This is a genomic window from Aetokthonos hydrillicola CCALA 1050 (genome assembly GCF_017591665.1).
GTDB lineage: Bacteria > Cyanobacteriota > Cyanobacteriia > Cyanobacteriales > Nostocaceae > Aetokthonos > Aetokthonos hydrillicola.
Genome location: NZ_JAAKGC010000036.1, coordinates 20,813 through 40,632, shown reverse-complemented (window position 1 = coordinate 40,632; position 19,820 = coordinate 20,813). Strand labels below are relative to the sequence as shown.

12 protein-coding genes are annotated in these 19,820 nt (G+C 42.3%); 4 read left to right on the top strand and 8 right to left on the bottom strand.

Annotation, left to right across the window (positions count from 1 at the left end):
* Positions 1 to 10: 10 nt before the first annotated feature.
* From G4P69_RS18920 to G4P69_RS18905, 4 genes are all read right to left on the bottom strand, one after another.
* Complete coding sequence (locus G4P69_RS18920) at positions 11 to 1,099, bottom strand: ATP-dependent 6-phosphofructokinase (RefSeq protein WP_208344136.1); 1,089 nt, start codon at positions 1,097 to 1,099, stop codon at positions 11 to 13.
* A 165-nt stretch (positions 1,100 to 1,264) separates the two neighbouring features.
* Positions 1,265 to 2,296, bottom strand: a complete 1,032-nt coding sequence (locus tag G4P69_RS18915; protein WP_208344137.1) for a dihydroorotate dehydrogenase-like protein — start codon at positions 2,294 to 2,296, stop codon at positions 1,265 to 1,267.
* Positions 2,297 to 2,427: 131 nt separating this feature from the next.
* On the bottom strand, positions 2,428 to 6,018 hold the full coding sequence (gene nifJ / locus G4P69_RS18910) for a pyruvate:ferredoxin (flavodoxin) oxidoreductase (RefSeq protein WP_208344138.1): 3,591 nt from the start codon (positions 6,016 to 6,018) through the stop codon (positions 2,428 to 2,430).
* A gap of 480 nt (positions 6,019 to 6,498) precedes the next feature.
* A complete protein-coding gene (locus G4P69_RS18905) occupies positions 6,499 to 7,116 on the bottom strand; it encodes a DUF1003 domain-containing protein (RefSeq protein WP_208344139.1) in 618 nt (205 codons plus the stop codon).
* 75 nt (positions 7,117 to 7,191) lie between these two features.
* Between G4P69_RS18905 and G4P69_RS18900 the strand changes: the two genes are divergently transcribed.
* Positions 7,192 to 7,425, top strand: coding sequence for a hypothetical protein (locus tag G4P69_RS18900; protein WP_208344140.1), 234 nt, complete (start codon positions 7,192 to 7,194; stop codon positions 7,423 to 7,425).
* Positions 7,426 to 7,521: 96 nt separating this feature from the next.
* Here the strand turns inward: G4P69_RS18900 and G4P69_RS18895 are convergent, their stop codons facing one another.
* Positions 7,522 to 7,776 carry a hypothetical protein gene (locus G4P69_RS18895; RefSeq protein ID WP_208344141.1) on the bottom strand — a complete coding sequence of 85 codons (255 nt, stop codon included), beginning with the start codon at positions 7,774 to 7,776 and terminating at the stop codon, positions 7,522 to 7,524.
* Positions 7,777 to 7,778: 2 nt separating this feature from the next.
* On the opposite strand from G4P69_RS18895, the gene G4P69_RS18890 reads away from it, so the two are divergent.
* From G4P69_RS18890 to G4P69_RS18880, 3 genes are all read left to right on the top strand, one after another.
* Complete coding sequence (locus tag G4P69_RS18890) at positions 7,779 to 9,668, top strand: pentapeptide repeat-containing protein (protein ID WP_310834383.1); 1,890 nt, start codon at positions 7,779 to 7,781, stop codon at positions 9,666 to 9,668.
* 314 nt (positions 9,669 to 9,982) lie between these two features.
* Complete coding sequence (locus G4P69_RS18885; RefSeq protein ID WP_208345296.1) at positions 9,983 to 11,029, top strand: CHAT domain-containing protein; 1,047 nt, start codon at positions 9,983 to 9,985, stop codon at positions 11,027 to 11,029.
* A 229-nt stretch (positions 11,030 to 11,258) separates the two neighbouring features.
* Positions 11,259 to 15,581 carry a trifunctional serine/threonine-protein kinase/ATP-binding protein/sensor histidine kinase gene (locus tag G4P69_RS18880; RefSeq protein ID WP_208350844.1) on the top strand — a complete coding sequence of 1,441 codons (4,323 nt, stop codon included), beginning with the start codon at positions 11,259 to 11,261 and terminating at the stop codon, positions 15,579 to 15,581.
* A gap of 113 nt (positions 15,582 to 15,694) precedes the next feature.
* Here the strand turns inward: G4P69_RS18880 and G4P69_RS18875 are convergent, their stop codons facing one another.
* From G4P69_RS18875 to G4P69_RS18865, 3 genes are read right to left on the bottom strand one after another with little or no spacing between them, the layout of a single operon-like run.
* Complete coding sequence (locus G4P69_RS18875) at positions 15,695 to 16,963, bottom strand: sensor histidine kinase (RefSeq protein ID WP_208342989.1); 1,269 nt, start codon at positions 16,961 to 16,963, stop codon at positions 15,695 to 15,697.
* Between the two features lie 17 nt (positions 16,964 to 16,980).
* A complete protein-coding gene (locus G4P69_RS18870; protein ID WP_208342987.1) occupies positions 16,981 to 18,600 on the bottom strand; it encodes an ATP-binding protein in 1,620 nt (539 codons plus the stop codon).
* Between the two features lie 7 nt (positions 18,601 to 18,607).
* Positions 18,608 to 19,765 carry an FIST signal transduction protein gene (locus G4P69_RS18865; RefSeq protein ID WP_208350843.1) on the bottom strand — a complete coding sequence of 386 codons (1,158 nt, stop codon included), beginning with the start codon at positions 19,763 to 19,765 and terminating at the stop codon, positions 18,608 to 18,610.
* Between the last annotated feature and the right edge of the window lie 55 nt (positions 19,766 to 19,820).

The following is a 19,820-nucleotide window of genomic DNA, read 5'->3' as shown; positions in this document are numbered from 1 at the left end:
CCGCTAATATTTAATTATTTTCGGCGTTATTTCCAACATAAATACCTGTAGACTTAGCCACTTGCACAAGCTCACCGTAAGGATCTACAAGTAACGGACTTTTAGCAACAACCTCTTCTATAGGAACAGCGACAACTTGCCCATTTTTCCAGCCTATCATATTACCATATTTTCCTTTAGCGACTAAATCAACTGCCGCTTTACCGAAAATTGTTGCTGTCAGGCGATCCAGCGCCGATGGAATGCCACCACGCTGGATATGCCCTAAAATAGAAACTCTCATGTCCATTTTCTTGACACTACAAGAATCTATTTGGTCAGCAATGTACTGACCTATACTGCAAGCACGACCATGGCTCGATTCTGTCGTCGTGGAACTCGAACTATTTGCTGCTATAGTAGCACCTTCTGCAACAACGATGATCGCAAATTTTCGGTGCCAGCGAACGCGCAGTTCTACCAAATGCTTGCATATATCTATGATTGAATAGGGGATTTCAGGAATCAAAATCACATCTGCACCACCCGCAATACCAGAATGCAGTGCTAAGTGACCTGATGTGCGCCCCATAACTTCGACAATCATCACACGATCATGACTTGCAGCCGTAAAAGTGAGACGATTCAGAGCATCTACTACAGTATTAACAGCAGTATCAAACCCAATGACTCGTTCTGTCAATGCAATATCATTATCAATAGTCTTCGGTATCCCAACTATATTCCAATTGCCTTGAGACGCAAGCTCATGAAGAATACCAAGACTACCATCACCACCAATGACAATTAGTGCATCTAACTCTAAAGCTTCATAACTAGCAAGAAGTTCACTAGCAGAAGCTAAAGTATCTCCTTTATTAATGCTTCCCAAAATCGTACCACCCATACTCAGTAACGGATCTATACCTTGCAAATCCATCCCGTGCATACTGAGTTTCATTGCCTTACGCTCTAATAAACCTTGAGTGGCGTAAGGAATACCTAACACCTCCCAATCGTAGGTGAGTGTTGCATGGCTAACAACTGCTCGAATAATACAGTTTAGCCCTGGACAGTCACCGCCACTTGTAAGAATGCCAATCCTTTTTTTGTTGCCCATAAATTGTTTTTTAATAAGAATTCAGGAGTCAGGAGTCAGGAGCCAGAAGTTAGGAGATAGGAGTGAGTATGAAAGAAGGTGCGACTACTGGATGAAAAAAAGAGCATAATTCTCCATACAATAGATTCTGACTCCTGTATTCTGAATTCTGACTCCTTTTCATAATTAGCCAAAGAAGTGCGATGGTTCATAAACTTGCTGCCAATCACCTTTGTAACTTTGAAGCGATCGCATATACTGCGCGCGTTCAAACTCACTAGGGTTAGGACAACTTTTCTGACTCATGCTTCCCTGAAGTAGGCGTACAGAGTCATATTCGTTTTTCTCCATCCATTCCCGCATTTCTCGCTCAATTACCTGGAGATGATCAATGCCATGTCGTAGTAACACAGAACAAAGCATGGTAACATTTGCACCAGCCATGAGCATTTTCAACACATCATGCCCTTTATGAATGCCACTAGTAGCAGCTAGACTCGCATTGATGCGACTATATAGGATTGCCAACCAACGCATAGGTAACCGCATTGCTTGCGGTGTACTCAAAATTATATTTGGTTGCACCTCTAAATTGTCAAGGTTAATATCTGGTTGGTAAAATCGATTGAACAGTACCAAAGCATCCGCCCCTGCATCGTCCAAACGTTTTGCCATATTTGCCATGTTCGTGAAAAACGGACTCACTTTCACTGCTACAGGAATAGTTACTGCTGCTTTAACTCCACGAAGAATGTCAATATATGTCTCCTCAATCTCGGTACTTGTCTGTTCCATATCTGTAGGAACATAATAGATATTTAATTCCAACGCTGAAGCTCCCGCTTGCTGAATCAGTTTAGCGAAGTCGATCCACCCACCTAGCGAAGAACCATTCAAACTACCAATAATCGGGATTCCTACCTTTTCCTTTGCCTTAGCGATATGATTTAGGTATTCTTCTGGTCCCACATGGAAACTTGCTGGCTCTGGGAAATAGGTAAGGGCTTCAGGGTAACTTTCTGTACCATGGGTCAAATGATGATGTAGTTCGTAGCGTTCATGGGTTAACTGTTCTTCAAACACTGAATGCATCACTACCGCAGCAGCACCAGCGTCTTCCATCCGCTTGATATTGTCAATTTCTTCAGAAAGAGGCGATGCAGAAGGCACAAGTGGCGACCGCAATGTCATCCCCATATAATCTGTAGTCAGATCCATAACAACCCCTTTTTCAGTTATCAGTTATCAGTTATCAGCTATCAGTTATTCAGCTATTCAGTTATCAGTTTTTACAGCCCAAAGAACGTTTGATAACTGTTTACTGTTCACTGACAACTGAAAAAGACTGTTTACTGTTCACTGATAACTGTTGAAATTTGTTGCGCTGCTAAATATTGATACATTGCAAAGCGGGTATTCACATCCTGTTGAGCTTCTTTCAGTAAATGCTTCGCTGCTTCTGGGTTGCTCTTAGTCAACATTTTGAAGCGGTTCTCTATATACATCGATTGCTCTACGGGTAATTTCGGTGAACGCGAATCAAGCTGTAGTGGATTTTGCCCTTGCTTAGTTCTGTCTGGGTTATACCGATACAATAGCCATCGACCTGAATCTACAGCAGCTTTTTGATTATGCATCGCCGTACTCATGTTAATTCCATGAGCAATGCAATGGCTGTAAGCGATAATTAACGATGTACCAGGGTAAGCTTCAGCTTCTAAGAATGCCTTAAGAGTGTGTTCATCCCGTGCGCCCATTGCTACGCTAGCAACATAAACATTGCCGTAAGTCATCGCAATTAAACCCAAGTCTTTTTTACTAGCAGGTTTACCACCAGCAGCAAATTTAGCTACAGCAGCTTTTGGAGTCGATTTCGACATTTGCCCGCCCGTATTGGAATATACCTCGGTATCAAGTACAAGGATATTAACATTACGACCACTTGCTAAAACGTGATCTAACCCACCAAAGCCGATATCATAAGCCCAGCCATCACCGCCAATAATCCAGACGCTCTTTTTCACCAAATAATCGGCAATACTCAAGAGTTGTTTTGCTTTTGCGGTAACTTGTGAACTATTATCTACCAATAAACCATGTAAGCGTTGTTTAAGTAAAGCAACTCGTTCGCGTGCTTCCCAAATATCAGCTTCATCTTTTTGCTCAGAAGAGAGGATACTATTTACAAGTTCCTCACCCACCTCTAGTGCTAATTCTTTGAGCAATTGACCAGCAAATTCTGCTTGTTTATCAATAGAAATACGGAAACCTAAGCCGAATTCAGCGTTATCTTCAAACAGGGAATTAGACCAAGCAGGACCACGTCCTGAAGCATCGTATGTCCAAGGCGTTGTAGGTAAATTACCACCGTAGATCGAAGAACAGCCAGTGGCGTTAGCAACAATCATGCGATCGCCAAACAACTGCGAAGCCAACTTAATATACGGTGTCTCCCCACAACCAGCGCAAGCCCCAGAAAATTCAAACAATGGTTCTTGCATCTGTTGCTGGTTAATCCGCTCAAGCTTCAGTTCTCGTCGATCTGGATTAGGAATATTCAAGAAGAAATCCCAATTTTCTCGCTCTTGTTCGCGTAAGGGCAATTGTGGTTTCATATTAATTGCCTTAAGACGTGGTTCCGCTTTATTCTTAGCAGGACAAACATCTACGCAAATTGCGCAACCCGTACAATCTTCTGCTGCGACTTGGATAGTGAATTTCAACGATTTCCAATCATGGTCTTTAGCGTTGACGCTCTTGAAACTTACAGGTGCATTATCTAGTTCGCTTGGTTCGTAAACTTTGCTACGAATAACACTGTGAGGACATACCATCACACACTTACCGCACTGAACACAAACATCCGGATCCCAAACTGGAATTTCCTGAGCAATGTTGCGTTTCTCCCATTTTGATGTACCAGTGGGATAAGTGCCATCTACCGGCAAAGCACTCACAGGTAATTCGTCACCCTCACGAGCAATTATTTTCCCTAGTACATCCCGTACAAAATCTGGGGCGCTGTCGATTAATTGAGGTTTTTTGGTTTCTACCGTCAAATTTTCTATCGTCTTCGGTACCTGCACTTCATACAAATTATCTAATGTTGTATCAACTGCATTAATATTCATTTGTACGATTTCATCACCCTTCTTGCCGTAAGTTTTCCGAATCGATTTCTTAATTTGCTCAATCGATTCCTCTCGTGGCAATACATTTGATAAGGCGAAGAAACAAACTTGCATAATTGTGTTTATTCGTCCTGCCATTCCAGCTTGGCGAGCAACCCTGTAGGCGTTTATGACATAAAATTTCAGATGCTTTTTAATAATTTGTTCCTGTATAGAGGATGGCAATTTATCCCATGTTTCATCCTTATCATAGGGACAATTCAGTAAAAAAGTTCCACCTGGCACAACGTCTTTGAGGATAGGAAATTTTTCTAAAAAGTCCCATTGGTGACAACCCACAAAGTTAGCTTTGGTGATTAAATATGTAGAGTGGATTGGTGTGGAGCCAAACCGCAGGTGAGAGACAGTGACAGAACCAGATTTTTTGGAATCGTATACAAAATAGCCTTGAGCGTAATTGTCTGTTTCTTCTCCAATAATCTTGATAGAGTTTTTGTTTGCTCCTACAGTGCCATCTGAACCTAGTCCATAGAAAATCGCTCGTACTATGTTGTCTGGTTCAATGCTAAATTCAGGATCGTAATTTAAGCTAGTGTGGGTGATATCGTCGTTAATGCCGACGGTGAAATGATTTTTTGGTTCAGCAAGGGTGAGGTTATCGAAGACGGCTTTAATCATTGCTGGAGTGAATTCTTTTGAAGATAAGCCGTAACGACCACCAACAATTGTAGGACGGGGAGATTTTTTGTCCCAAGCTTCATGAATCCCAGTCACAACGTCGGAATACAAAGGTTCACCCAATGCGCCGGGTTCTTTAGTACGGTCTAGAACTGCTATAGTACGAGTTGTTTCTGGCAATGCTTCAACAAATCGTTTCGCATCAAATGGGCGATATAGCCTCACTTTTACAACACCAACTTTTTCACCACAGGTATTGAGGTAATCTACTGTTTCTTGCGCTGCTTCGCAACCGGAACCCATCAATATAACGATTCGTTCAGCAGCCGGATCGCCATAATATTCAAATAATTTGTATTGTCGCCCAGTTATCTCAGCAAATTCGTCCATCACCTTCTGCGTGATTTCTGGGCAAGTAATATAGTAAGGATTAACTGTTTCCCTGGCTTGGAAGTAAACATCAGGGTTTTGTGCTGTACCGCGTAAAACGGGTTTATCGGGAGTGAGTGCGCGTGAGCGATGAGCAAACACTAATTCATCAGGAATAAATGCTTGCAAGTCTTCCTGTGTTAAAAGTTCTACTTTGGAAACTTCGTGGGAAGTACGAAAGCCGTCAAAAAAGTGTAGGAAAGGTATGCGTGATTCTAAGCTTACCCGTGTTGATATTAAACCAAAATCGTGTCCTTCTTGAACTGATGCAGCACACAGCATTGCAAAACCTGTACTACGCGCCGCCATCACGTCACTGTGATCCCCAAAAATCGAAAGCCCTTGGGCTGCGAGCGATCGCGCAGCAACATGAAAAACTGTAGGTGTAAGTTCTCCCGCAATTTTGTACATGTTTGGGAGCATTAATAGTAATCCCTGGGATGCTGTGAAAGTCGTTGTCAACGAGCCAGTTTGCAAAGCGCCATGTACCGCACCAGCAACACCTCCTTCACTCTGCAGTTGTACAACAGAAGGAACACTACCCCAAATATTTGGTTTTCCTTCACAAGCCCAAGCATCAGCCAACTCAGCCATGGGAGATGAAGGAGTAATGGGATAAATAGCAATAACTTCATTCAGCCTATAGACAACATGAGCAACAGCCTCATTACCGTCTATTGTTGCAAAGGTTCTTTTTTTCATAGTAACTACTTTCCGCAAGATATCCCGGTTTGAGCGTACCTTACACAAGAGGTGCTTTTGGTCAGATCTAGGATAACCTCATAGATCTAACAACGTCCGGGCTGGCAACATAATTAAACCTGTGCTTAGCTGTATTATTCCGATTGTGTTGACAGAAGGGATTTTTCAATCTCCTCTGTCTCAATATTTACCACAACAATTTGAGGAACTTGTGAGGATGAGGGGGAACAGTCCCTTTGGGGAAGTCAAAAGTCAAAAGTAGAGCGATAGCGAAACCCAACAAATTTCCCACTTAATACGGTTCGGATAAGTATATGGATTTTTGTTATTCTCAAAGCCCTCACCCCCAGCCCCTCTCCCAAAGTTGGGAGAGGGGAGAAATGGTTAAATGGTTTTAGCTCCCCTTCTCCCAAGCTTGGGAGAAGGGGTTAGGGGATGAGGGCTTTGCATTGACTGTTTCCTTCCTCGTCAGGACGCTTCCTATTCCTGCTGTTGAAGATTGGCTAACTCTTCAGTTAAAGTCTCTTCAAGCGCAACTATTACCGCGTGGGGATCAGCAGCTTCCTTCATCATTTCAGCTTCTGGGTCATAGCGATCCTTGACATTCGGGAGATCCTGACGTAATTCCTCGACTAAAGCAATTAGCTTTGCAATTTTTTGTTCAGAAAGTAAGTTCAATTGTAAGCTTAACTGTGCTCGTTGTTCTGCGAGCTTTTCTTGGCGATTTTGCTTGATCAGTACCCCTGTTGTCATCAGCAATGAGCCGATGGTTAGCGAAAATTGCAGCCAGGAAAACGGAGGCGGGTCAAATCGCAGTAAACCAAAACGCCTTGGCAAAATATTTGGTGTAATCCATAGGATAATCACTAGTAGGATGCTGTAGAGGAAAGATGGACGACCGAAAAAACTAGTCACCACTTCTACTAACTTCTGGTGTTTGGGTACATCTTTTTCGTGGCGTGCGTGTAAGGCTATAATCGCTTCAATATTTTGACTGATAGGTTCTGGTAGTGGGGCTGTAGGCAAAATAGTCTTCCGGTGCTTTTCTGGTAATTCTTGGAACGATTGTTCAAAATCCAATTTGCTGCTAGCTTTCATTATCTATATCACCCCTTAATAATATTTTAATATTCACTTACACATTTTCATATACAATCAGAAAGAATTTGCGTTTTGTTACAAAATTACTTTCCTTTAATTATGTACCAAATTAAAAAACCACTAAAAAAAGCTGAACCACAAGTCGAACAAGATCTGTCAGATGATTTGCCATTAGAATCAGAATTAGAGCCAGTATTTACACCAATCTCGCAAACATCAATATTCGGCCCACCAATTCAGACGGTGGCTAATAGTGGTTGGGAAATTTCAAAACTACTGAAAGAATTGCGTCTCGACGATTTTTAAGCAGGGTTTACTCCCTTGCGAGTCCTAATTACAATAACCCGTGATTGTTCATGGGTTAACCATGCAAATCCGGAAATTTTGTGTGCGAATAAATTTCTAAAAGTTTACAACGACGGCTTGTCCTTCACAATAGCTTAAAACCGGCAGCATAATCATAATTTTTAACCAAAATTGTGCAAAAATTCTGTTGTAGGGGCGAACGGCGTTCGCCCTTAGGATTCCGAACAGACCATCATCTGTTAACACACGATCGCCACAAGCAAAGCTATTGGGTAAAGAGGAAATAACAGTAGAATCCTTGTACCTGTCGCAAAAGTTTTTAGCCTGCTGAATTTCTTGATATAGAACCAATTGTGTTTTTCGTTAAAAACCCGGAAAATATTCTACAGCATCTGTATCAAGATGTACGTGGAGTTTACCTTACAGGAGCTATGGCAGAAGACTACTCCGGGCAAAATCTTAGAGGGCGATCGTTTCGAGGGAAAAACCTTGAGGGGGCAAACTTTAGTGATGCAGATATCAGGAGCGCTGATTTTAGCGGCGCTAGCCTTAGAGGTGCAAATTTCAGTCATGCTAAGGCTGGATTGCAAAGGCGATGGGCTATTCTCTTGGTGCTTGTTTCGTGCGTGCTAATGGCTCTAGCAGGAATTCTTTCAGCTTTTACTGGCGCTCTTGTGGCATTCCTAGTGTTTAGCACAGAGCAAAATGACAAGTTAGCATATCAAATTGCAGGCTGGGCTACTATAGTCCTATTAATTATCTTCCTTTTCATTACAATTCGTCAAGGAATACAACAGGGTTTTGGAGCCGTAGCTGGAGCCGGAGCCGGAGCCTTAGCCTTAGCCGGAGCCTTAGCCGGAGCCTTAGCCGGAGCCGTAGCCGGAGCCGGAACCGTAGCCTTAGCCTTAGCCGGAGCCGGAGCCGTAGCCTTAGCCGGAGCCGTAGCCTTAGCCGGAGCCGTAGCCTTAGCCGGAGCCGTAGCCTTAGCCGGAACCGTAGCCTTAGCCGGAGCCTTAGCCGGAGCCGGAGCCTTAGCCTTAGCCGTAGCCGGAGCCGGAGCCGGAGCCGGAGCCGTAGCCGTAGCCGTAGCCGTAGCCGTAGCCTTAGTATTATCTAGCATATATATCAGCTGGCGTGCATTGAAGGGAGATCCAAAACACGCTCTGATTCGCGATATCGGTATTGCTTTCGCAGCTTTTAAAGGAACAAGCTTTCGCAGTGCAGATTTGACTGATGCTAATTTCACAGAAGCCACACTCAAAAGTACAGATTTTAGAAAAGCTAATCTGACTCTTGCCTATTGGTTCAATGCGCAAAAACTTGACCGTGTTCGTTATGGTACAACTTATCTTAAAAATGCTTTACTTCGTCAAGTATTAGTGACAGGACTGGGAGAAAAACAGATTTTTGACCAACAGAGTTTACGCGGTGTTAACTTACAAAAAGCTAATTTAAAAGATGCTAGCTTCATTGCAGCTGATTTGAGTGAATCTAATTTACAAGATGCGGATTTATCAAGAGCCAAGCTTGTACAAACTCAGCTTGACAAAACTGATTTAACTGGTGCTACTCTGACTGGTGCTTATATCGAAGAATGGAATATCAGCACTGATACTAAACTGCATGGGATTAAGTGCGATTATATTTTCATGCGCCTACCACCGGAGAAAAGACCAAACTTTTTAGCTTTACCACCCGAAGAAAAACTTGACGAGAACCCACGACGCAAACCAGATGACTGGAATAAAGACTTTGAAGATGGTGAATTTGCTGACTTTATCGCACCACTGGTACAAACCCTTGATTTATATCATAACAAAGTCGTTGACCCTCGTTTTATTGCAATAGCTTTTCAGGAGTTGAAAGAAGCACACCCAGAAGCCGATCTAGAAATTATCTCTATTGAGAAGAAGGGCAAGAATAGAGACAAGACACACATTAAAGCTGAAACTTCCCCTCAAGCTGATGTCTCTACTTTACACGCTGATTATTTCTCTAATTTAGAGTATTTACAATCATTACCTCCAGAAGCGCAGCAAGTACTTTTAGCAGAACGCGCTGAAATGATCAAACTGCTTGCTGGACTTTTAGGAAGCAGTAGTAAAGCAAATCCAGAAATTTCTATTGTTACCAATAACTCTCTAAATCAAGAGAATGAGCCTCGTAATATTAATATAGATGAAGGGAATTATAATGAGGATATCAAAAGAAATTATATTCAAGGAGACGCTTCAAATGAGTAAAAATTGGTGGGAGCATCCCAAATGTGTAAATTCATTTCATTTTGTAGTGCGGGCATCTTGACCGCTATTAATAAAGTAGGGAGAAAGATGCTCCCACTACCATCTTTTTTGCAAAATTCGGATGCTCGTACTAAAGATCAATACGGCTCAGTTAAGGTTAGTGGTAGGTTGGGTTGAACGAAGTGAAACCCAACAAAATCCTAAAAATGTTGGGTTTCGTCCCTCAACCCAACCTACGTGATTTTAGGCTTTAAGTTTTAACTACCGTCTTTTTTGCAAAATTCGGATGCTCCTACTAAAGATGATATTTTTTTATGAAAAAAGTCCTGATTCTCTCGGCTAATCCCAAGAACACGAACCAGCTTCGTCTAGATGAAGAAGTGCGGGAAATTGAATTGGCTTTAGAACGTTCTAGAAGTAGAGAAGAGTTTCAAATTATTACCAAATGGGCTGTGAGGATTAATGATTTACGTCGTGCTTTGTTAGACTTTGAACCACAGATAGTACATTTTTCAGGACATGGTATCGGTACTGCAAATACACGGCTGAATAATCATCAAGAACAAAGGAGTCAGCGTGAAACTGTTGGTCTAGACTCTGCGCCTAGTGGCATAATTTTAGAAGATGATTTTGGACAGGAGCAACTGGTTGAAACAAAAGCAATAAAAGAACTGTTTGAGCTATTTAAAGATAGTACTGACTGTATTTTGCTGAACGCCTGCTATTCGGAAACTCAAGCAGAAGCTATTTACCAACATATTGACTGTGTTATTGGCATGAACCGCGCTATCCCTGATGGTACTGCTGTTAAGTTCTCTGTAGGGTTTTATGATGCTATTGGTGCTGGTAGGAATTATGCAGATGCTTTTAAATTTGGTTGTAATAACATTAACCTGAATAATATTCCTGATGATCTAATTCCTGTTATTAAAGTCCGAAATTTTTCTAAAACTTTCTTTGTACCTCATTCAAAGAAGAGAAAAGCAAATATGAGTGGTGATGGGCATACGATACACATCCGTAAGGGTAATTACAACGAACGTATTGAAGGTAACTACATACAAGGTAATTACTATGCTGGGGGTGGAAAACAAAGCCTCACCCAAGTAGCAGCTGAAATTCAGCAATTGCTCAAGCAGTTAGAACAATCTAATCCCAGCGATACAACTCTTGGGAAGATGACAATTGCAACTCTTGCAATCCAACACATCGAAAATGAACACACTCTCAAAAAACGGGTGAGCAGTGCGTTAAAAGCAGGTGGTGTTCAAGCTTTAGCACAACTGCTTAATCATCCTGCTGCTAGTTTTGTGATTGCTGCTTTAGAAGATTGGCAGCAAACTAAAACTAAAGAGCGCTAGGCGAGTATAAATGTGGTAGTAATTTAAAATCGTTATGGGCGTAGCCTATAACTTCCCAAAATGAAAATAGCGAACGGTAAAACTCTTCCTTTAATGGAGCGATCGCCAGTTGCTCGCGCAAACTTCACAACTTTTTTTTAAATCTACAAGAAGAAAGTGTTGTATCGAGACAATTTGAGGGAAATATAAGCTTGATAACAATTTTCCTACTAAATCCTGTGTAAGAACTATGAGGCTGGCGAACAATACCCACACAAATCCGTTACCCGTCCTCTCTGGCTATGAAATTGTAGAACAACTTTATGCGGGTAATCGGACAATAGTTTATCGAGCAGTGGAAGAGTTAAGCCAGCGTCCTGTAGTGATTAAATTGCTGCAACAGGATTATCCCAGCTTCTATGACTTATTACGTTTTCGCAACCAATACACGATCGCTAAAAATCTTAATCTTCCTGGTGTGATTCGTCCCGATTGTCTCTTACCCTATGGCAATGGCTATGCACTGGTAATGGAGGATTTTGGCGGTATAGCCTTATCAGAATATATCCAAGCTCATACATTAAAATTATTAGATTCCTTGGCGATCGCCCTCCAACTATCTGAAATTCTACATGACCTTTATCAAAATCGGGTAATTCATAAAGACATTAAACCCGCAAATATCCTGATTCACCCAGAGTCGAAACAAGTTAAACTGACTGACTTCAGCATTGCCTCACTTTTACCGAAAGAAAATGGTGAAATAAAACACCCAAATGTCTTAGAAGGAACATTAGCCTACATTGCACCAGAGCAAACTGGGCGAATGAATCGGGGTATTGACTACCGTACAGACTTTTACAGTTTAGGGGTGACACTGTTTGAATTGTTTACAGGAGAGTTACCCTTTGCTTCAGATGATCCCTTAGAACTGGTACATAACCACATTGCCAAGCCTGCACCCACGGTAGATGAACTTAACCCAGAGATACCACAAGCGATCGCCCAAATTGTTGCTAAATTAATGTGCAAAAATGCGGAAGAGCGCTATCAAAGTGCCTTGGGTTTGAAGTATGATCTGGCAGTTTGCGTAGAACAATTGCAGAAAACAGGTAAGATAGAGTCATTTGTAATTGGGCAACGAGATATTTGCGACCGCTTCACTATCCCAGAAAAACTCTATGGAAGAGAAGCAGAAGTCCAAACACTTTTGAATGCTTTTATACGAGTCAGTAACGGTACCTCAGAATTACTCCTAGTAGCTGGCTTCTCTGGGATTGGTAAAACGGCGGTTGTGAATGAAGTTCATAAACCCATTGTGCGGCAGCGGGGGTATTTCATTAAAGGTAAGTTTGACCAGTACAATCGTAACATCCCTTTCTCTGCCTTTCTCCAAGTATTTCGGGATTTAATAGGACAGTTGCTGTCTGAATCTGATGTCGATCTGCAAGGTTGGAAAGCCAGTATTCTTGAGGCTTTGGGAGACAACGCCCAAGTAATTATTGATGTCATCCCCGAATTAGAACGCATCATTGGCAAACAACCACCCGCCGCAGAACTATCAGGTACAGCAGCGCAGAATCGCTTTAATTTGCTGTTCCAGAAATTTACTCAAGTCTTTACCACAAAAGAACATCCCCTGGTGATGTTTTTAGATGACTTGCAATGGGCAGATTCAGCATCTTTAAAGTTGATGCAGTTGTTGATGAGTGAGAAAGAACAGGGGTATTTGCTACTAATAGGAGCCTATCGCGATAACGAAGTCTTTCCGGCTCATCCGTTCATGCTAACCTTAAATGAGGTCAGCAAGGCAGGAACCACGGTAAATACAATTACCCTAGCACCTTTAAGTAAAACCAGCCTGAATCAGTTAGTGGCAGATATGCTCAAATGTTCTGAGGTATTGGCGCAACCTCTAGCAGAGTTAGTGTATCAAAAAACCCAAGGAAATCCCTTTTTTGCTACGCAATTTCTGAAAACTCTGCATCAGGATCAATTCATTACCTTTAATACTCAGGTTGGACATTGGCAATGTGATATTACTCAGGTACGCGAAGCCGCATTAACTGATGATGTGGTGGAGTTTATGGCTAAGCAGTTGCAAAAATTACCTAATGAGATTCAAAATATCCTGAAACTGGCAGCATGTATCGGTAATCAATTTGACTTGAATACTCTTGCCATCGTCTCTGAACAATCGTCCCAGCAGGTGGCGAATGATCTGTGGAAAGGATTACAGGAAGGATTAATTTTACCGATCAGTGAAACCTACAAGTTTTTTCAAGGGCATGATTTAAATGATAGCGATCGCGCTGATGCAATTACCGTTGGTTACAAATTCCTTCATGATCGTGTCCAGCAAGCTGCTTATTCCCTCATTCCAGACGAGCAGAAACAGGTTTTTCATCTCACCATTGGTCGTCACTTATTAAACCATACATCTGCTGAACAACTAGAGGAGCAAATTTTCGATATCGTCACCCAATTGAATATTGGGTGTGTGCTGATAACCGATACAGTAGAGCAAGCAAGGCTCATAGAACTGAACTTAAAAGCCGGACGTAAAGCGATCGCCACCACCGCCTACGACACTGCAACCTACTGCTTACAATATGCCTGGAATTTGCTACCAGCTGATAGCTGGCAAACCCAGTACGATCTAGCATTAGCCTGCTATAGCAGCGCAGCTGAAGCTGCCTATCTGAGTACAGATCTGGCGCGTATGGAAGCATTAGGGGAAATTGTCCTCCAACAAGCTCGCAACTTGTTAGATACTGCCAAAGTCTATGAAATCAAAATCGATGCTTACACTAGCCAAGGTGAATTTACAAAAGCTGTAACCACAGGTTTGAACTTTCTTCAATCTTTTGGCATTGAATTTCCCAGTCAGCCTAATAAACAAGATTTTGCAGATTTTCTTCAACAAACCCAGCACCAATTGGCAGGGCGTTCTACAGATGAGCTGTTAACCTTGCCTGTGATGAGTTCACCCCAGTTCCAAGCACTTCTGCGAATGTTAGCCCAGATTAGTGGAGCTACCTACTTAGCATCTCCAGCCCTTTATCCCTTGATTTGCTGCAAGCAGGTGCAGCTATCAGTCACCCACGGTAATATTCCTGCCTCAAGCTTTGGATATGTTGTTTATGGATTATTACTTTGTGGTGTAGTTGGTGATATCAAAACAGGCTATGAGTTTGGTCAACTCGCTTTACAGTTAGTAGATAAATTCAATAACCAGGAATATGCTGCTAAAGTTTTATATATGACCAGCAAGTTCACTGTTCACTGGTTAAAAAATGCGGCGACGACGTTACAGCCGTTACAAGAAGCCTATACCCTAGGACTAAAACTTGGCGATCTTGCTTTTGCTGGCTATTCTGGATATACCGATCTACCTGTGAAACTGATTCAGTATGTCAAGAACACTCAGCAAGTTGTGATGATTGACAATCTCAAAACTAATTTACCCGTCATAGATGAATATCTCACCCGTAAACAACCCAAGAGTTTGTTATGCTTGCCAATTATTAACCACGGACAGTTAATCGGTATTGTGTCTTTAAAAAATTCCTCAACTAGTGGGGTATTCACTGGCGATCGCATCCTGATACTTAACTTCCTGTGCACCCAGGCGGCTATCTCTCTGGAAAATGCCCAGCTTTATCAAAAAGCACGAACTTATGCCCAACAATTAGAAAAATCACAATTGCAAATAGTCCAAAGTGAAAAAATGGCTTCCTTGGGTAACTTAGTAGCAGGTGTTGCCCACGAAATCAATAACCCCATTGGCTTCCTCCATGGTAGTATCAGCAATGCCCAAGAATATGTGCAGGATTTACTCGACTATATAGCCCTTTATCAGCAATATCATCCCGACGCTGCCGCACCTGTGCAAAAAAAAGCACAAGATATTGATTTAGAATATCTACGTGACGATTTACCAGAGTTAGTTAATTCCATGCAGCGTGCAAGCGATCGCATCACGTCTATCAGCAATAGCTTGCGTACATTCTCCCGTGCTGATACCGAGTATAAAGTCAGTGCTGATCTCCACGAAGGGATCGACAGCACGCTGTTAATCTTGAAATATCGCCTCAAAGCTAATGACTATCGCCCCGCCATTCAAGTCATTACTGAGTATGGTGATTTACCAGCAATCAAATGCTTCCCAGGACAATTAAATCAAGTATTTATGAATATCCTCGCCAATGCGATCGATATGTTTGATGAGATGGCAAGAACTTTATCTTATCAAGAAATTGAAGCTCATCCGCAACAAATCAAGATTCGCACCGCAATGGTTAAAAATCAAGTTCTTATCTCGATTCGGGATAACGGCAAAGGTATGAGCGAAGATGTGAAAGCAAGAATCTTCGACCATTTGTTTACCACTAAAGGCGTTGGTAAAGGTACAGGCTTAGGTTTGGCGATCGGCGCTTCGCCGCAGCGCTTCGCTATCGCTCGTCAAATTGTAATCGAAAAACATGGCGGAAGCCTAGAAGTGCAATCCCAGTTGAGTCAAGGTACTGAATTCTGCATTCAACTTTCCACTGAAGAAAGCGGAGAAATCTAGGGGTAAGAGTTCCCATCTTAATAGGTAGCTTTAATTAGGAGTAAAATGGAGTTAACCGTAATATTTAACTCGATTTATGCAGTCTCTATCACGGCAACAAGTTTACAAACATCTCAAAGTAGCGGTAAGCGGATACAAAACTCGGTGCCTTTTCCCAATTGAGACTGCACATCTAGGCTACCATTGTGTTTTTCAACGACGATTTGACGGGCGATCGTTAATCCCAATCCTGTACCTTTTCCCACAGTTTTAGTAGTGAATAAATGGTCAAAAATCCTGTTTTTTACTTCATCAGACATTCCATTACCATTATCGCTGAGCCGAATTTCTACATGCTTCTGAGTCAGTGCGGATTGAATCGTGATTGTTTGGGGATTTGCTTGCAGGTAAGCAAAAGAAGCTTGCTGTGCACCTTCATTCAAGATATCAATTGCATTGGCTAAAATATTCATAAAAACTTGGTTTAACTGTCCAGGAAAGCATTTAATTTCCGGTAAATCAGCATAATCTCGAATCACTTGAATCGCTGGACGAAATTCGTTAGCTTTGAGGCGATATTTGAGGATTAGCAAGGTACTTTCAAGACCTTCATGCAAATTCGCAGGGACTTTATACTCGTGATCAGCACGGGAAAAAGTTCGCAGACTTGTGCTAATGGACTGAATGCGATCAATCGCCCCTTTCATTGAGTTTAACAGTTGCGGCAAATCTTCAACTAAGAATTCCATCTCAATCTCTTGTGCATGATCTTGCACAGGTATCGCTGGATGAGGATGGTATTCTTGATACAGTTCTAAATGCCTCAGTAGATCTTGGACATATTCTTGAATGTTGTCGATACTACCGTTGAGAAAGCCCAGGGGGTTATTAATTTCGTGCGCTACTCCAGCGACTAAGTTACCTAAGGAAGCCATTTTTTCACTTTGTACTATTTGCAATTGAGAATTTTGCAGTTCTAGTGTTTTTTGCGCAACTTCGTGTTCCAGTTTCTGCGTAAAACGCCGCAATTGCAGATGAGTTTTTACCCGTCCCAGCACCTCTTGCTCCTGAAATGGTTTAGTAACATAGTCTACGGCTCCCAAATTTAGTGCTTTGACTTTGTTTTCCATATCGGAAAGAGCAGTCATAAAAATGATTGGAATATCGCGGGTGAAGGGATTTGCTTTCAAGCGTCGGCAGGTTTCAAACCCATCAATTCCTGGCATCGTAATATCCAACAGAACTAAATCCGGGATTTCTCGTTCAATTTGCTGCAGTGCTCGTTCTCCACTGGTGGCGATCGCCACTTCTAACCCTGCATCCTGCAAGGCTTCACAGATGACATCTAAATTAGTTGGCATATCGTCAACAATTAGAACTAGCCCCGTTAAAACACTATTCATAAGTTAGCCTCTCGTTACTACTGGGAATTTTCAACAAGATTCTGAGCAAGAGATTTTTCGAGCAATTGCTCAATCTGCTCGGTTTGAAATTGTTTTGCCAGCCCTACAATTGTTTGGGCAAATACACGATAACGATCATCCTGCTGAGCAATTTCTTCAGCCATATTCGCTACTTGCTTGAGTCGTCCTTTTTGTGTCAGTGCAAATAATTTCTGCAAATCCTCAACAGATGGTAAAATCAAGTCTGGAGTGTGGGAATTTGAAGATAAATGTGCGCTGACGTTATCTTCCTGCTTCTCATACTGCCATGTGAGTTCTAGATGTTTTTCTAAACATTGAAATAAATCATTCGCACAAACAGGTTTGGCTAAAAAATCATCGCCACCTGCATCCAAACTCATTTGTTCATCCATTTGAGCCACAGATGCGGATGAAACAATTACTTTGAGCGATCGCACAACTTCATTGTCCCGAATCTGTTTGAGCATTTCAAAGCCATCCATCACCGGCATTGACAAGTCCGTAATCACCAAGTCTGGACGAAATTGGTGAATTTTCTCCAAACCTACTTGTCCATTTTCAGCTTCTGCGACTATAAAACCAAAACTTTCTAGCAGGTTGACTAAAACCGAGCGATTTTCCCAGCGATCATCTACTACCAGAATGAAATGTTGCCGACCTTCATAACCGATAATATTCCCCATTGCAGAAATTTGCTGATGCTGCCAATCTTGCGCGAGGGGCAGGGTAATTTCAAAGAAGAACTCACTTCCCATATGGAGTTGGCTCCTGAATTGAATCTGACCACCCATCAATTGCACAATCTCTTGGCTAATGGTCAAACCAAGACCCGTTCCTTGAGTTTTACGGCTTTTATCACCCACTTGTTCAAAGGCATGAAAAAGTTTGCTTACGTCTTCTGGTGCAATCCCCACACCGGTGTCGATTACTCTAAACCGCAGATGTGTATATTGATGGGAAGCGCTAATTTGTTCCACTCGCAGGCTCACCCGACCTTGATCGGTAAATTTGATTGCATTGCCCAAAAGATTAATTAAAACTTGCCGCAGTCGTTTTTCATCTGCCTTTACTCCAATCGGTAAATCCCGATCGGGTTCATAATGGAATTCAATCCCTTTTTGTTCGGCGCGAATCCGACAGATTTCCACAACCCCTTGCACAAAAGACGGGAAATGAATGGCTTGCGGAATCAGTTCGAGTTTACGGGCTTCAATTTTGGACAGATCCAGCACATCATTGATCAACGTCAAAAGGTGAGAACCACACTGGTGAATCACATTGATACCATGACGTTCTTTTTCCGATAAAGCTTTTGAGCGTTGCAGAATTTGCGCGTAACCCAAAATCCCATTGAGTGGTGTCCGTAGTTCGTGACTCATATTAGCTAAGAATTCGCTTTTGGCTCGGTTGGCACTGTCCGCGTTATCCTTAGCCACTTCCAAAGCTTTACGGGATTCTTGCAACTCCTCAATTACTTTTGAAAGCATTAATTGTCGCCGTTCATTTATGGTTTGAAGTTCAGCCAGATTTTTCCCAGAACGCTCAAGCTGCTTGTTAAGTACCCGATTGGCTTTTTCAAGTTCTTTAATTTTTTGCTGATAATTGATTGCATCCATAGGGGGTCTACTTCGTTCCCATCAGGACAGCTGAGAAGGTTTCATTATGAAAATACGTTGTTTCCCCACTGGAAAAGGGTGAAATTTCTCCAAAGGCGTAAAACCCGATGTTTGGCAGATCTCGACCTAAAATAGTTTGCACGATCTGATACTCTTTAGCAGACTGCACTCCTATAATTTTTAAGCGGCTAGCACAAGATACAATGAAAGCTGCGGCGGGTGAAGTGCCAGGATACTGACTTTTGGCTGCCTTGAGAGCAATTTCTGCTCCACTTAAAATGTGAGACTCGTTGGTTCGGGTTAATTGAATGATGGATTGTTCTGGCACCTCGCCAAAGAAATGAACTGCTCCCGTTTCTGGATCATTGCCACTGGGAGACCTAAGATAGAAATTTCGACCACTGGGTTCAAATACCGCTAGGGAGCCACCTATTGCACCACCTCCACCTAAGAAAATCTCACCAAAGTAATCAAAGAAGAACTCAGCCGCTGGTCTACCATCAATTTCCAGGATGCTTTGCTCCATTGTTTTGGTGGCAACTCCCTGTTTGCTCACCGGGAATTGCCCTGTGGCTACGGCACACGATACCAGTAAGTCGCCAGAAAACAAAAGAATCGGGGCTGCATCTTGAACAACTTCGGTGCGGAAGAACTGATAGGTGAATTGAAATTGGTTATTATCTCCCGTCATTCCACCAAAGACTGTCACTCCCTCACCAACTGCTTGTTGCAAGCCTTGGGCAACCGCTCCACCATTAACGCCTATTGATTCTGAAAGTGTTAAGCAAAGGCGAGGTCGCTTATCTGTTCTGGCTTGATTGATGGCGGATGCAGTAGCGGCGATTGTGTCTTGAGAAAGATTGCGTGCGATCCCAGCCCGAATATCAATCTCGTCTGAACAAAACAACATTAATGTGGCAGAATCTTGCTGGAATTGTAGAACAGAAGACATTTCCCCTGTGGAAGTGCCACCAATTAAGTCAATATTGGGATAGGCGAGGTGAATTTGCTTCAGCATTAGCGCGTGATCAAATTCCATTGCTGCCATCAGAATCCCTGCTTGGGGACTATTTCCAGCTAGATCCTGATCGGACTGCTCTAAAATTTCAGCGATCGCCGAATCTGAGTCAGGGTCATTACTATGCCCAACCACAACTTTTAACATGATTTGTTTGCTTTTAGACTATTTTCTTCTCTAGTTTTCCCTGATACTTCTCCTT

Coding starts and splice junctions, on each gene's coding strand:
- G4P69_RS18870 (WP_208342987.1), bottom strand. CDS start 18,600: ATGGATGCAATCAATTATCAGCAAAAAATTAAAGAACTTGAAAAAGCC.
- G4P69_RS18880 (WP_208350844.1), top strand. CDS start 11,259: ATGAGGCTGGCGAACAATACCCACACAAATCCGTTACCCGTCCTCTCT.
- G4P69_RS18915 (WP_208344137.1), bottom strand. CDS start 2,296: ATGGATCTGACTACAGATTATATGGGGATGACATTGCGGTCGCCACTT.
- nifJ (WP_208344138.1), bottom strand. CDS start 6,018: ATGAAAAAAAGAACCTTTGCAACAATAGACGGTAATGAGGCTGTTGCT.
- G4P69_RS18885 (WP_208345296.1), top strand. CDS start 9,983: ATGAAAAAAGTCCTGATTCTCTCGGCTAATCCCAAGAACACGAACCAG.
- G4P69_RS18865 (WP_208350843.1), bottom strand. CDS start 19,765: ATGTTAAAAGTTGTGGTTGGGCATAGTAATGACCCTGACTCAGATTCG.
- G4P69_RS18905 (WP_208344139.1), bottom strand. CDS start 7,116: ATGAAAGCTAGCAGCAAATTGGATTTTGAACAATCGTTCCAAGAATTA.
- G4P69_RS18875 (WP_208342989.1), bottom strand. CDS start 16,963: ATGAATAGTGTTTTAACGGGGCTAGTTCTAATTGTTGACGATATGCCA.
- G4P69_RS18920 (WP_208344136.1), bottom strand. CDS start 1,099: ATGGGCAACAAAAAAAGGATTGGCATTCTTACAAGTGGCGGTGACTGT.